Here is a 12,775-nt window from a genome sequence, read left to right as displayed (position 1 = left end):
GGGGATTCAGGCTGCCCGGCCATCGACCGGGGTTGGGTCGGGTGCGCACCGAAGAACGAGGTGAGCTTCGCGAGGGTGGGGGCGGCGTATTCGTCCTTGTCGTACAGGTCGAAGTGGGAGGCGCCGTCGAGCCAGAACGACCCCTTCGGTTCCCGGTCGACACCGCGCAGCACCTACGCGTTCGCGGACCGCAGGTGCGCATCGTGTGCGGTGCGATAGCACTCGTGCTCCTGCCCGCGATGGTCCGGCGTCGTCCCTTCGGCTTCCTCGGGCACGATGTGTCCGAGGAGGGTGGGCTCGCCGAGAGCCTCGTCCCTACGCAGGAGGTCGGCGCGCGCGACGGGATCGCGGAAGACCGCCGGATCCTGACCGCCGCCGAGCCTGTCGCGCCGCAGGCTGCCGCTGCAGGCGGCGCTGACCGTGCCGACGGGTCCGATGCGCTGGTCACTGATGGTGGCGTACACCACCGCGTGGCCGCCGCCGGTGAGTATGTCCAGCGCACCGATGCGGTCGGGGTCGACGTCCTTCTGGGTACCGAGATGGCTGACGGCGCTCTTGATGTCCGCGGCACGCAGGGCGGGGTTCTCCAGGAAATGGGGTTCGCCTTCACTCGCGCCCTGGTGGGCGACCTCGAAGGCGAGGGCGGTGAGCCGTGCTCGGTCAGTCGCCGGGCGTAGAGTCCGGCGGTCTGCTTCCGCACCCCACCCCACGGGTGGATGACCACGATCGCGGGCAGCGGGTGTCCGGCGCGGGCGTCGGGAGTGTGCAGGTGGCCGGCCAGAGTCAGGCCGTTGCTGACGAAGATGACATCCGTCCGCACTGTTTTTACTCGCCTCCTCCGCCTGCGGCATGGAAATGCGGAATATCGGTGGCGTGCGGAAAGTAATTCTTACCTGGGGCTGACCGTCCCGCCTTTTCGGGTGGATCCTCTCCGCAGACCGACTCTGGTCGCCGAGCCCGCCATCGACCCTGCCACCTTTGAGGGAATCCGCAAAGGGGAGAATTCCATCCCGGGCATCGCTTATCCAGGGGAGAGATCCTTACCCCCCTCGTGCAGACCGAGCGGTGCGACACTGGCTGACATGACCAGCGACGCGCATCTGAACGAGCTGGGAGAATTCCTCAAGATGCGGAGGGCGGAGTTGACTCCGCGTACCGTCGGTCTGCCCGATACCAGTGGCCGGCGTGTGCCTGGCCTGCGCCGGGAGGAGGTTGCGCTGCTGGCCGCCATCAGCGCTGACTACTACACACGGCTGGAACAGGGCCGCACCCGGCCGTCAGCGTCAGTGCTGGCCGCTCTCGCCCATGTCCTGCGTATGGATGATCACCAGCGTGACCACCTGTTCGAGCTGACCGGCCGGCAGGGGATGCGACGCCGCCGCCCGGCCGTACAGAAGGCGCAGCCTCAGTTGCGCCGCCTGCTCGACGATCTCACCGCGAGTCCCGGCGTGGTGATAGGCCGCAGTATGGACATTCTGGCGTGGAATCCGCTCGCCGCCGCACTGCTGACCGATTTCGCGAAGGTGCCGGAAGGCAAGCGGAACTGCGCTCGTATCCTCTTCACCGAGCCCTCCATGCGGACTCTGTACGCGGACTGGCGGGCCGTCGCCCGTGGCTGCGTGTCCCATCTGCGTATGAAGGCCGCCAAATACCCGGATGATCCGCGGCTGACCAGCCTGGTCGGTGAACTATCCGTGCAGGACGGGGACTTCGGGCAGTGGTGGGGAAGTCGTCACGTGCCGTCGCGCGAGCTGGGCATGAAGAGGTTCCACCACCCCGTCGTCGGTGAACTCGTCCTCGACCGGCACACGTTCACCTGCAGCAGCGATCCAGATCAGGAACTCGTCGTCTGGACGGCTGAGCCCGGCACGCCGTCGTACGACGGGTTGCGTGACCTCGCCTCACAGGCCTCCGGTCAACTCGGCGGGCCCGCAGGCCGGTCCGGTCGGCTGGTCTGACGGTCTGATCCGGTGCCGTGCACTCGGGAGGATCAAGGTGAATTGCCGAGCCCTGGGACAAAACTCTCCCCCTCGTTTTTCGGGTGAAAGCTGCGATGCTGGCTGCTATGTACAGCGAAGCGCACTTGTCTGAACTGGGAGAATTCCTCAAGGAGCGCCGAGCTCAACTCAGCCCGCGGACCGTGGGTCTGCCCGAGTCCGGGGCACCCCGGCGCGTGCCGGGGCTGCGCCGTGAGGAGGTCGCCCGACTCGTGGGGATCAGCACGTACTCCTACGCACGGTTGGAGCAAGGGCGTGCCCCCGTACCGAGGTCTGTGCTCATCGCTCTGGTCCGTGTCCTGCACCTCGACGACGACCAGCGTGACCACTTGTTCGAGCTGGCCGTGAGCGGGGAGTACGAACCGCGTCGCCGGCCGGCGCAGAAGGTCCACCCGCAGCTCAGGCGCATCCTGGACGAGCTGACAGCGACTCCCGCGCTCGTACTGGGCCGGCACCTGGACATCCTCGCCTGGAACCCTCTGGCTGCCGCCCTGCTCACCGACTTCGACCGGGTCCCCGAGAAGAAACGCAACTACGCCCGGCTGCTCTTCACCGACCCCGCCTTCCGGGAGCTCTACCTCGACTGGCGGACGAACGCTCGGACCTGCGTCGCCCACCTGCGTCTGGAGGCTGCCAGGCGCCCTGGCGACCCCGGGTTGGCCGCCCTCGTCGGCGAGCTCTCGATGGCCGACGCCGACTTCCGGCAGTGGTGGGCAGGTCGCCAGATGACCGGCATACGGATGGGCACCAAGAGGCTGCGACACCCGCTCGTCGGCGACCTCACCCTCGACTGGGACAGTCTGACCAGTACAGCCGACCCCGCACAGAAGTTGGTGATCTCGACCGCCGATCCAGGGACCCTGTCCCATGACGGACTTCTCTTCCTCGCGTCATGGACTGCGGACCCGCATGAGCGGCAACGTGATGCGGCAGCTTGACCGTGGCGGGCGCAGTCGGCTCGCGCCGCCATACCTGTGTTCAAGGCTGCAGCATGTGTGCCTTCTGTACGGCCGCCGGGTGCCGGACGGGGGCGCTGAGGGCGAGTCCTCACTCCCCGAAATTGGGTGAGCGGTGCCGGCCCGCAAGATCGTGGACTCCGGTGCCACGGGTAGCGCCGGTACCAGCGTGGTGCGGCTTCTCGCGAAAGATCCGGCTCGTGGTCCGGCTCTGGCCGATTCCGCGCGTGTGCGGCCGGACGTCGTTCGACGTCCGGCCGCAGCCGTGAGGTGGCCCTGAGGGCCGCCGACCCTGTGCCCGTACCTGACTCTGTTCAGAACGTCAGGACCAGTCGGCCCCGCACGCCGCCCACGGCGAGGAGCCGGTGCGCCTCGGCGGCCTGTTCCGCCGGGAACGACTTGGAGACCCGGAGCGTGATGAGGCCGTCCTCCACCTGCTGTCGGAGCCGGTCGAGCTTGGCGTGCTCCCGGCCGTAGCGGAACACGACGATCGGCTCGTAGGTGATGTCTCGTTCGCCGGGGCCGTCGTAGCCGCGCAGGGTCACCACCCGGCCGCCGTCGCGGACCGCACGAGCGGTGAGACCGGCGAGCGACGCGGCGTCGACGAGTCCGTCGACGCCGTCAGGGATCTCGGCGCGTACCTGGTCGGGGTACTCGGCACCGCGACGGAGTACGACGTCGGCACCGAGTTCCTTGACCAGTGCCTCGTCCTGCTCCGCGGCGTCGGCCACCACCCGCAGACCGTCCGCCTTGGCCAGCTGGACGGCGTAGCCGCCGACCGCGCCGGCCGCGCCGGTGATCGCGACGGTCCGGCCGGGCTCAAGGCCGAGTGTGTCCAGTGCCAGGCGCGCGGTCAGGCCGTTCATCGGCAAAGAGGCGGCGTGCACGTGGGTCGCGCCGTGCGGAGCGCGGGCGACCGACTCCGCCGGCACCACGACCTGCTCGGCGTAAGCGCCGTGCGAGCCGTTGGGGAGCACGATCGCCATCACGCGTTCGCCGACCCTCAGATCCGTGTCCGCACCCGGGCCTATCTGGTCCACGACCCCTGCTGCTTCCATGCCGGGAACGAACGGCGGCTGGGCGTCCGGCGATCCGGAGGGCCCGCCCCGTTGCAGGGCGTCGACCGCGTTGACGGTTGCTGCGTGTACCCGGATCCGCACTTCGCCCGGACCGGCCTCGGGTGTGGGCAGCTCCAGGACTTGAAGCACCTCCGGCCCCCCGAACTCCGTGAAACCTACAGCCTTCATTGAATTACCTCATTGCTCGGCACGCGGTCGTTGAGGCTTCCGACATTCGCGCCTCGCGCACGTCGGGAAAAGGGGAAGGTTCTTGGCCGGGATATCCGCATGGGGGGTAAAGATCTGCCCCCCTATACCCCTGGTGCGATTCGGAGTGGGCCCCGGCGCCCGAGCGCCCACACGACGAGGGCGAAGCAGCTGAGGACCATGCCCGCGATCGTCACTGCCGTCCAGCCGCCTGTTGTCCACAGCACCGAGGCGAGGGCCGAGCCGATGGCGCCACCGAGGAAGTTGCTCGTGACGAAGGCCGTGTTGAGCCTGCTGCGCGCCTCGTTCGACACGGCGAAGATCCGCGACTGGTTGAGCAGGTTGACGCCCTGGACGGCTACGTCGAGCAGGATGATCACGACCACGACAAGCGCCACGGAGCGCCCTGCGAACGCCGCCAGGACGAACGAGGCCAGGACCAGGGTCCATGCGATTCCGGTCGCGGGCAGCGACAGCCCGCGGTCGTGCAGGCGGCCGGCCCGTTGGGCCGCGAGGGCACCGGCGACGCCGAGGAGCCCGAAGAGTCCGATCCCGGCCACGGAATAGCTGAAGGGCGGGGCGCTGAGCAGGAACGTCAGCGACGTCCAGAACATTGTGAACGCGGCGAACGCCGTAGATCCCAGGCCCAGCGTCCAGCGCACGGTGGCCTCACGTCGTACGACCGTCCAGACGGAGGCGATGAGTGCCGGGTAGGGCATACGTGTCTTCGGCGGGAGTGAAGGGATCGCGCGGTACATCAGCGCCGCGAACACGACGGCGACAGCCGCTGCCACCACGTAGATGGTGCGCCAGCCCGCGGCATCGGCGACCAGTCCGCTGACCGTCCGGGACACCAGGATGCCGGTGAGGATGCCGGACACCACGGTCCCGACCACGCGCCCGCGGTCGGCGTCGTCGGCCAGGTCACCAGCGAGCGGAGCAAGCAGCTGCCCGGAGACGGTCGTCACCCCCAGCAGGGTGATGGCGACCAGCAGCATGCCGAACGAGGGTGCCAGCGCGCACAAGAGCAGCGCGACCGCAGAGCACAGCAGCATCACGGGGATGAGCCTTCGCCGGTCCCGTACATCACCGAGCGGCACGAGGAGAAGGATGCCCGCGGCGTAACCGATCTGGGTGGCCGTGACGAGCCATCCTGCGGCGGAGGTCGTGGCGTGCAGGTCCTCGGCGATGAAGTCGAGCAGCGGCTGCGCCCAGTAGAGGTTGCCCACGGCGGCGCCGCCCGCCACCGCGAAGAGGAAGGTCAGCCCGCGGGTCATGAATTTCCGGTGCGGGGTGGGCGGCGTCCGGGCTTCGGATTCGGTCACAGCCGGCGATGGCGTCGACTTCTCCGGCGTGGCCATGATCCTTCTCCTCTGGGCTGGGCTCGATACGGGAGGCAGTTGGTGAGATCGCTCTCTCGCGCGGCGATGTTCGCCGACTTCTCCTCTCCGTATCTGAGTCCGTGCAGGGGAGACCTTCCACCCGGGACAGCCCTGCTCCAAGGGGGAAACCTCCCCCTTGGAGCAGCCGCAGTGGTCTTGGGGGAGTGTTACGAGACGGTGTCGGACGCCGTCCGCTTCTGGTCAGCGGCCCAGGAGGCCAGGAGGCGTAGCCCGTCGTGGGACGGGGAACCGGGTTCGGCGTTCCACACGATGATGTGCTGGTCGGGGTCCGTGCCACACGTGAGCGTGTTCCAGTCGAGTGTCAGCTCGCCCACCACCGGGTGACGGAGCTTCTTGACGCCCTTGCCCCGCATTGCGACGTCATGCGCGGTCCACCACTGCCGGAACTGTGCGTCACGGGCGGAGAGCTCCTCGACCAGAACGGTGAGGCGCTGGTCACCGGGGTAGCGCGCGCTCTCCATCCGCAGTTGCGCGATGGCCAGCCGGGTGACCTCCTCCCAGTCCGCGTACAGCTCGCGCATCCAGGGTTCGGTGAACAGTAGCCGGACGAACACGCGCTCCTGCTCCGGGTAGCGCCCGAAATCGGTCCACAGGGCGGCGGCGAGCTGGTTCCAGCCCAGGATGTCGGTGCGTCGGCCGATGACGAAGGCCGGGGAGGCGGTGAGATCGTCCAGCATGCGCTGCAGCTGCGTGTCCACCTGCTGGCGATCGCCCGACGCGGGCGGACGCACCCTCTCTTTCGCCGCGAGGTCGAAGAGGTAGGTGCGCTGGTCGTCGTTCAGACGGAGCGTCTTGGCGATTTCATCGAGCAGGGGGGCCGATGCCTGGAGCCGGCCCTGCTCGATCCTTGTGTAGTACTCGGTGCTGATCGCGGCGAGAAGGGCCACCTCCTCACGGCGCAGACCGCTCACACGCCGTCGTTCCCCGGCGCGGAGTCCGACCTCGGATGGACTGAGCCCGGCGCGGCGGGCCTTGAGGAACTCACCCAGCTCGTTCAGATGAGGATTGCGGGTCATGAATGGCAGCCTCGCACAAAAGCCCGGTGCTGTAAGGGGTAGATTCTGCCCATGTGGGGCTTTAAGTATATATGAGAATGGTATCGGCTCCGGCCTGTATGGCAAAAGACGCAAGGGGACTGGGCGGCCCGGAGTGCGTCCCCGGGCCGCCGAGCGAGCACACGACGCTGTGGCGTCAGCCCAGTGCCTTGACGAGCTCATGGGCCAGCGGAACAGCCGAGCCCGGATTCTGACCGGTGTACAGGGTTCGGTCGACCTCGACGTGCGGGGCGAACGGCTCGGTCTCGCGGTAGTCCGCGCCGAGCTCGTTGACGAGGCGGTCTTGAAGCAGCCACTTCGCGCGGTCCGCGAGGCCGTTGAGCTTCTCCTCGGCATTGGAGAGGCCGGTCATCCGATAGCCGGCGAACGGGGACGATCCGTCCGGGCCGATAGTGGCCAGCAGTGCCGCGGGGCCGTGGCACACCAGGGACACCGCCTTGCCCGAGGCGAGCCACTCGGTGAGCAGCTTGCCGGAGGCAGCGTTGTCGGGCAGGTCCTCCATCGGGCCCCAGCCGCCGGGGTAGAACACGGCCACGTATTCGTCGATGTTCACGTCCTCGATGCGCATCGGGTGTGACAGTTCGGTCGCCTCGCGCAAGGCGGTGCGCATGCGCTGCGCGCCTTCCTCGCCGCCGTTGAACTCCGCCGTGAGGCTGAGCGCGTCCGCTGTGGGCGGCACCCCGTCAGGTGTCGCCGCCGCGATCTCGTATCCGGCCTCCTTGAAGACCTGGAAGGGGCCGATTGCCTCCTCGGCCCAGAAGCCGGCCGGCTGCCGGGTTCCGTCGGCCAGCGTCCAGTGGTCGGACGCGGTGATCACGAAAAGGATCTTCGCCATGAGAGTTGGGCTCCTTGGGGGGTGGGCTCAGCCCTTGAGGGCTTCCTGGAGGACGTGGCTGTCGGCGGCCTGCCGCATGCTGACAGCCTTGCCGTCACGGACGGTCCACAGGTGGATGAACCGGACGTCGGCCGTGTTCCCGGTCTTGGTCTCGGCGTGGTAGTGCCCGAACACGAAGACATGGCCTTCGTCGTCGGCGTAGAACTCCTCGGGCACCGCGCCCAAGGAGACGATGTTCGGCATCGGCGTGCCGAAGAAGTCCTTCGCCACGCTGTTCCAGCCGTGGTACACGCCGCTGTTCGGGAAGCCCGGAGTGATGTCCCAGACGAGGTCCGGGGCCATGACCTCCGAGGTCACCTCGGGCGCCATTCGGGATTCGTATACCCGGCGGATGAGGGCGAGGTTCGGGGAGTCGGACACGAGTTGCTCCTTGCGGCGGGGGAAATCGCATACGGGAAAAATGACCTGGTCATCAGGCGGCGAGAGCGGCCCGCCCGGCCCGACAGCGACCTGGCGTGCGACGCGCGCACCCAGGTGCTCGGCGGTGGCGATGTCAGACCTGTGGACCACTTCTGGTCCGGCCTCGGTTTGGGCTCTGGGTGCCGGCGCCCACGAAGAAGCCCAGCCGGTTGACGTCGTCCTCGCTGCCCTTGGTGGAACCCCAGCCCGGTATCAGACCCAGGCTGATCCAGTGCATGCCGTGCTGGGCGGCCAAGGTGGCGAAATAGCTCAGGGTGGAAGTCTTGTCGCCGCTCTTGGCAACGGAGTTGGTGAAGCCCGCGGCGAACTTGTCCACCCGGACATGGGAGAACCAGCGCCGACTGCTGGCCTCGGCGAACGTGTGGAAGGCCGCGGAGGCGGTACCCATGTACGTGGCGGCACCGAAGATGATCGCGTCAGCGGCGTTCAGTTGCGCCCACTGCTCGTCGGTGATGGTGTCCACGGAGATCAAGACCACCTCGGCGCCGGCTCCCGCCGCGCCACGGCCTCTGCGACGACGGCCGCGTGGCCGTGGCCCGAATGAAAGGCAATGGCGATCGTGGTGCGGCCGGAAGGGAACATGGCGATCGGGCTCCTCGAAGGCTTTGTGCGGTGTGTGACCGAGCATCGCATCGGATGAGCGCACTGTGAGGGGTAAGAAATTTTCCCCTCCCTACTGTTCTCCAGATATGGGATCCGGTCCGACGTCCGGACCCTGCAGAGCGGGCCCCGGAGTTCTGGCCCGGGCGCCAGGGAACATGTAACCAGCCGGTAGCTTTCAGGGCTTCGTGATCACAGTCTTCTTCGGCTGGCGAGGCACAGTCTTGGCCTTGTCGAGGTGCCCGTACACCGTGGACCGCGGGACGCCGAACATGTCGGGCATCTGTTGGACGGTCTTCTCCCGCTCGTCGTAGAGCCGTTGAGCAAGCACGGCCTGGTCCACGGTGAGTTTCGGCCGGCGCCCGCCGACCCACCCTCGGGCCCGCGCAGCGGCGAGCCCGTCGTTGAACGCTGGCAGCCGACCTACGACGTCCCTGGGAGAGACCAACCCCGCCGACAGACTCACCCCCGCCCGAGTCCGCCGCGACTTCCGGCACATCCGCCCACAAGCCACCTGCCCGGCCCACACCCCGCCACGACGTGCACACACCCCGCAAAACACCGGCGCCGAAGCAGCGAACGAAGAAGTCAACCACCCCACGACCTCGCCGCACAGGTTAAAGCTCAAGCTAAAGTGATGTCCCGTAAGTGCGGTCCTGGACGGACGCAGCCAGGTCAGGTGGTTGGGTTTTCCATTGGTGGCGCTCGAGGGTCTCGAAGCGTATGTCTCCGCGATCAAGGTCGACGAGGATGGGTCAACAGCCCAGCAGCTGTTGTCTCGGCTCAGGTGAGGCGAAGGCCTTCAACGACACCTACGCCCAGGACATCCACGCGGGGGTGAACGGTGCCGGGACCATCGGTGAAGAGGCGGCGGTCGAGGGGCTACCACGCCATGCGCGAGCTGCGTGTGCAGTAGCTTCATGGCGTGTCCACGCCCCCGTAGCAGCGGTACCCCGCGTGCCAGCCGACCCTCCTGCCGCCCTCCGCCGCCGAAGAAGAGCCGGGCCAATGGGGGCGCCGTTACGGCAGACCGTGTCCGCCTGGGCAAGAACCCCGCCAAGCCCAAGACCAGGATCCTTGCCACCGGAAACGACGCCGTCCGAATCCGGCGGTGATCGTGATCTGGGGAGGGGAGAAGGGTGTCGTGTTTGCGCAGGTACACCGGAAACATGGGGTAGTTCGAGTGCGGCAGAATCGAGAGAGCCAACGGGGCCTCTGTGCATGTTGGTTGCGCCTGCGAACGCCCACAGTGATACGGGACTCGTGCGTCTGCTGCGCATCTCCTCAGCGTCACCCGATCAGTGAACCTCTTTCATCCTGGGGTCTGAGGAGTGAAACAGACTGGTCAGCGTGGGTGGTGACGTGGCGAAGCCCCTCGTCGTTGGTGTGGTGATCTCACTCAACACGCCGACGGCCGAGGCTTCGTTGGTTCCGTATCCTTCCATGCTCGACATCCCGTACGAGCTGGTCGAGCATGTCTCCTGGCGCGTCTACACCCGAAGGCGTGAACTTCGCTCACCATGGCGGAAGTTGAGCTGCTTCAAGCAGGCCCTGCTGACACTGGCCCACCTGCGGAAGAACGAGACGTTCGCACAGGTCGGCGCCGGGTTCGGGGTGTCGGAGGCGGCGGCCTGGCGCTACGTCGACGAGACGCTTGAGGTCTTGGCCGCTTGGGCGCCGGGCCTGCACGAGGCCCTGGTCGGGCTGGGCGAGGGGGACTTGGTCATCGTCGACGGGACGCTCATCCCAACCGACCGCATCAAGGCGGATGAGCCCTACTACTCACAGAAGCACCGCAAGCACGGCATGAACGTACAGGTCATCGCGGCCCCGGACGGCACACCACTGTGGTTCTCACGCGCGACACCGGGACGTACCCATGACCTCACCGCGGCCCGTACCCACGGCATCATCCAAGCGTGCCTGACCCGACAGATCCTCGTCCTCGCGGACCGGGCCTACCAGGGTGCCGGCGCCACTGTCCGCACCCCCTATTACCACCACCGCGAACAGCCCGAGCACTACCAGGAGTTCAACCGTGACCACGCCCGGCTGCGGGCTCCCGGCGAGCGCGCCTTGGCGCAGCTGAAGTCCTGGCGACTGCTCCGGCGAGCCCGATGTTCCACCCGGCGTATCGGCACCGCTGTCCAAGCCATCCATCCACACACTCTTGACCTGCGCATATTCAGGATGAAAGAGGTTCAGTGACCACGTCGAGAGGGCTCGGATTTCCAGCTGCGGTCGCCGGCCGCACACAGAACTGTCAGATCTCGGCGATACCAACCCATGACAGGGACACGGACAACAAATCAACAGCTACGCGGTTCTGACGCTCAGATGTCTACCCAGGGGATACGGGGGCACACGGACCTCAGTCTTTCGAGAGGAATCGCTCCATGCTTGGTATAGCCGCGGCAGTACTGTTCTTCATCGCGTTCCTGATCAACGCCGCCGAGATCACGACGAACGATGTCTTCTCTTCGTCGAACGTCATGCTCCTCGGCCTGATGCTCCTGGCCCTGCACGTCGCGGGGATCGGGAGTGGCTGGTCCGGCCGCAGACGCTGACAGAGTCGGAACCCGGGGTGGGGTGAGGCCATAACGGCATCTCACCTCGCCCCGGTTGGCTGCACGGACACTGGCCTGCGCCTTCGGGCCCCGGGCTGACTACGGAAACGGCACGAAAGCGGCGCGCACGGACAGAGATGAGGCACTAAGACGTCATCTCATTTGGCTGGGTAAGCTGCCGACCGTGGCAGGGATCGTTGAGCGGCTGGTGCCGGACGAGTTGTGGGAGATGTTCCAGCGGGTGGTGCCGGAAGCGCCGTCGCGGCCTCAGGGAGGTGGCCGACGTCGGCACGGCGACCGCGAGGTGCTGGCCGCAATCGTCTTCGTGGCGACCTCGGGCTGCACGTGGCAGCAGTTGCCGTCCGCATCGTTCGGGCCATCGGGTGCGACGGCCCACCGACGATTCACCGAGTGGACGAAGGCCCGCGTGTGGGCAAAACTCCACCGCCTGGTCCTCGACGAACTCGGCTCCGGCGGCGAGTTGGACTGGTCCCGCTGCGCGATCGACTCGGTGAACATGCGGGCCCTGAAAAGGGGGAGCTGACAGGTCCGAATCCTGTCGATCGAGGCAAGTACGGCTCAAAGATCCACCTGATCACCGAGCGGACCGGTCTGCCCCTGTCCGTCGGGATCTCCGGGGCGAACCTGCACGACAGCCAGGCGCTGATCCCGCTGGTGAAGGGGATACCGCCGATCCGCTCGCGGCGCGGACGCCGGCTGTGCAGACCGACAAAGCTCCACGCCGACAAGGGATACGACTACGACCACCTGCGGCGATGGTTACGTGGGCGCGGCATCCGGCACCGTATCGCCCGCAAAGGCATCGAGTCCTCGACCCGACTGGGCCGCCACCGCTGGACCATAGAACGCACGATGTCCTGGCTCGCCGGATGCCGCAGACTGCACCGCCGCTACGAGCGCAAAGCCGAACACTTCCTGGCCTTCACCAGCATCGCCTGCACCCTCATCTGCTATCGCAGACTCACCAAATGAGATGACGTCTTAGAGCGCGGTCGCGAAAGGGAGTCCAACTCTGTTCTCACATACTGACGTTGGACTCCCTCACCTCATGCGCGCAGCCGATCCCTCCGCGCCGAGGTGTTCGGCGAGCTTGAACGGCGTGTACAAGGCAACGGTGCTGCAAGGGCGAGGACCGCGAAGGCGAGGACCGCGGCCATCGTCCGGGCGGCGTGGGCGATCTGCCAGCGGTCCCGTATGTCGGTCCAGTTGGAGGGCGGGGCCTGGGCGTTCCAGTGGAGCTGGTCGGAGTTGATGGGCAGGTTGACGATGAGCGTGAGGCCGAAAACGAAGACCAGGAGGGCGAGTGCGGCCACGGTCAACCATCGGGTGTTCGTTCGGTAGGTCTGGTGGACCAGTACCGCTGTGGCGATCAGCGCCGGCAGGAGTGTGGCGACGGCGAGTTTGTCGAGGGAGTCGAGTTCGACCAGCCGGACCTGGGTGTAGACGGTGCTGTCGAAGTCGCGCAGCGAGAGTTCCAGGACCAGGACCGAAGTGAGGAATCCGGCGAACAGCCCCGCGAATACGAGACTGACGAAACGGGTGTACTTCGTCATGATCACGCTCCTTCGTGATGGGTGACCGACCCGGGCGGCGAAG

Annotated in this window: 12 protein-coding genes and 3 pseudogenes; 6 read left to right on the top strand and 9 right to left on the bottom strand. The window is 67.1% G+C overall.

What is annotated here, in order from left to right:
• Positions 1 to 173: 173 nt before the first annotated feature.
• On the bottom strand, positions 174 to 710 hold the full coding sequence (locus tag OG858_RS01460) for an alpha/beta hydrolase (protein ID WP_328545223.1): 537 nt from the start codon (positions 708 to 710) through the stop codon (positions 174 to 176).
• A gap of 372 nt (positions 711 to 1,082) precedes the next feature.
• Between OG858_RS01460 and OG858_RS01455 the strand changes: the two genes are divergently transcribed.
• Positions 1,083 to 1,958 carry a helix-turn-helix domain-containing protein gene (locus tag OG858_RS01455; protein WP_327742952.1) on the top strand — a complete coding sequence of 292 codons (876 nt, stop codon included), beginning with the start codon at positions 1,083 to 1,085 and terminating at the stop codon, positions 1,956 to 1,958.
• Positions 1,959 to 2,065: 107 nt separating this feature from the next.
• Positions 2,066 to 2,935, top strand: coding sequence for a helix-turn-helix transcriptional regulator (locus tag OG858_RS01450; protein ID WP_327742950.1), 870 nt, complete (start codon positions 2,066 to 2,068; stop codon positions 2,933 to 2,935).
• A 332-nt stretch (positions 2,936 to 3,267) separates the two neighbouring features.
• On the opposite strand, the gene OG858_RS01445 is transcribed toward OG858_RS01450, so the two are convergent.
• The 7 genes and pseudogenes from OG858_RS01445 to OG858_RS01415 all read right to left on the bottom strand — a co-directional run bounded on the left by OG858_RS01445 (position 3,268) and on the right by OG858_RS01415 (position 8,922).
• On the bottom strand, positions 3,268 to 4,200 hold the full coding sequence (locus OG858_RS01445) for an NADP-dependent oxidoreductase (RefSeq protein WP_086750290.1): 933 nt from the start codon (positions 4,198 to 4,200) through the stop codon (positions 3,268 to 3,270).
• Positions 4,201 to 4,322: 122 nt separating this feature from the next.
• Positions 4,323 to 5,579 (bottom strand): MFS transporter, encoded by a 1,257-nt coding sequence (locus OG858_RS01440; protein ID WP_086750289.1) that lies wholly within the window; start codon positions 5,577 to 5,579, stop codon positions 4,323 to 4,325.
• Positions 5,580 to 5,767: 188 nt separating this feature from the next.
• Positions 5,768 to 6,637: a helix-turn-helix domain-containing protein gene (locus tag OG858_RS01435; RefSeq protein WP_328545224.1), complete on the bottom strand. Its 870-nt coding sequence runs from the start codon at positions 6,635 to 6,637 to the stop codon at positions 5,768 to 5,770.
• A gap of 175 nt (positions 6,638 to 6,812) precedes the next feature.
• Positions 6,813 to 7,511: a type 1 glutamine amidotransferase domain-containing protein gene (locus OG858_RS01430; RefSeq protein WP_319266162.1), complete on the bottom strand. Its 699-nt coding sequence runs from the start codon at positions 7,509 to 7,511 to the stop codon at positions 6,813 to 6,815.
• Positions 7,512 to 7,538: 27 nt separating this feature from the next.
• The gene (locus tag OG858_RS01425; protein ID WP_086747944.1) at positions 7,539 to 7,931 is read right to left on the bottom strand and encodes a nuclear transport factor 2 family protein; all 393 of its coding nucleotides are present in this window, start codon (positions 7,929 to 7,931) and stop codon (positions 7,539 to 7,541) included.
• Between the two features lie 78 nt (positions 7,932 to 8,009).
• Positions 8,010 to 8,573: pseudogene (locus OG858_RS01420) on the bottom strand (flavodoxin family protein); the annotation flags it as partial.
• A 196-nt stretch (positions 8,574 to 8,769) separates the two neighbouring features.
• Entirely contained in the window at positions 8,770 to 8,922 is a 153-nt protein-coding gene (locus OG858_RS01415; RefSeq protein ID WP_319266160.1) for a hypothetical protein, read from the bottom strand.
• 80 nt (positions 8,923 to 9,002) lie between these two features.
• Between OG858_RS01415 and OG858_RS01410 the strand changes: the two are divergent.
• The 4 genes and pseudogenes from OG858_RS01410 to OG858_RS01395 all read left to right on the top strand — a co-directional run.
• Positions 9,003 to 9,212 (top strand): annotated as a pseudogene (locus OG858_RS01410) (NF041680 family putative transposase); the annotation flags it as partial.
• Between the two features lie 765 nt (positions 9,213 to 9,977).
• Positions 9,978 to 10,785: pseudogene (locus tag OG858_RS01405) on the top strand (transposase family protein).
• A gap of 202 nt (positions 10,786 to 10,987) precedes the next feature.
• Positions 10,988 to 11,158, top strand: coding sequence for a hypothetical protein (locus OG858_RS01400; RefSeq protein WP_086747943.1), 171 nt, complete (start codon positions 10,988 to 10,990; stop codon positions 11,156 to 11,158).
• A gap of 229 nt (positions 11,159 to 11,387) precedes the next feature.
• Positions 11,388 to 12,151, top strand: a protein-coding gene (locus tag OG858_RS01395; RefSeq protein ID WP_319266196.1) for an IS5 family transposase whose coding sequence is annotated in 2 segments (ribosomal slippage) — positions 11,388 to 11,691 and positions 11,691 to 12,151 — 765 coding nt in all. Because the reading frame shifts where the segments join, the coding sequence is not laid out codon by codon here.
• Positions 12,152 to 12,225: 74 nt separating this feature from the next.
• Here the strand turns inward: OG858_RS01395 and OG858_RS01390 are convergent.
• On the bottom strand, positions 12,226 to 12,732 hold the full coding sequence (locus tag OG858_RS01390) for a DUF1772 domain-containing protein (protein ID WP_319266158.1): 507 nt from the start codon (positions 12,730 to 12,732) through the stop codon (positions 12,226 to 12,228).
• Between the last annotated feature and the right edge of the window lie 43 nt (positions 12,733 to 12,775).

The organism is Streptomyces europaeiscabiei, assembly GCF_036346855.1.
GTDB classification, from domain to species: Bacteria; Actinomycetota; Actinomycetes; order Streptomycetales; family Streptomycetaceae; genus Streptomyces; species Streptomyces europaeiscabiei.
This window is presented reverse-complemented; position numbering and strand designations above follow the sequence as displayed.

Excerpts from the sequence above, each read along its gene's own strand:
- OG858_RS01455 (WP_327742952.1), top strand. The coding sequence starts at position 1,083 with ATGACCAGCGACGCGCATCTGAACGAGCTGGGAGAATTCCTCAAGATG.
- OG858_RS01450 (WP_327742950.1), top strand. The coding sequence starts at position 2,066 with ATGTACAGCGAAGCGCACTTGTCTGAACTGGGAGAATTCCTCAAGGAG.
- OG858_RS01445 (WP_086750290.1), bottom strand. The coding sequence starts at position 4,200 with ATGAAGGCTGTAGGTTTCACGGAGTTCGGGGGGCCGGAGGTGCTTCAA.
- OG858_RS01440 (WP_086750289.1), bottom strand. The coding sequence starts at position 5,579 with ATGGCCACGCCGGAGAAGTCGACGCCATCGCCGGCTGTGACCGAATCC.
- OG858_RS01435 (WP_328545224.1), bottom strand. The coding sequence starts at position 6,637 with ATGACCCGCAATCCTCATCTGAACGAGCTGGGTGAGTTCCTCAAGGCC.
- OG858_RS01430 (WP_319266162.1), bottom strand. The coding sequence starts at position 7,511 with ATGGCGAAGATCCTTTTCGTGATCACCGCGTCCGACCACTGGACGCTG.
- OG858_RS01400 (WP_086747943.1), top strand. The coding sequence starts at position 10,988 with ATGCTTGGTATAGCCGCGGCAGTACTGTTCTTCATCGCGTTCCTGATC.
- OG858_RS01390 (WP_319266158.1), bottom strand. The coding sequence starts at position 12,732 with ATGACGAAGTACACCCGTTTCGTCAGTCTCGTATTCGCGGGGCTGTTC.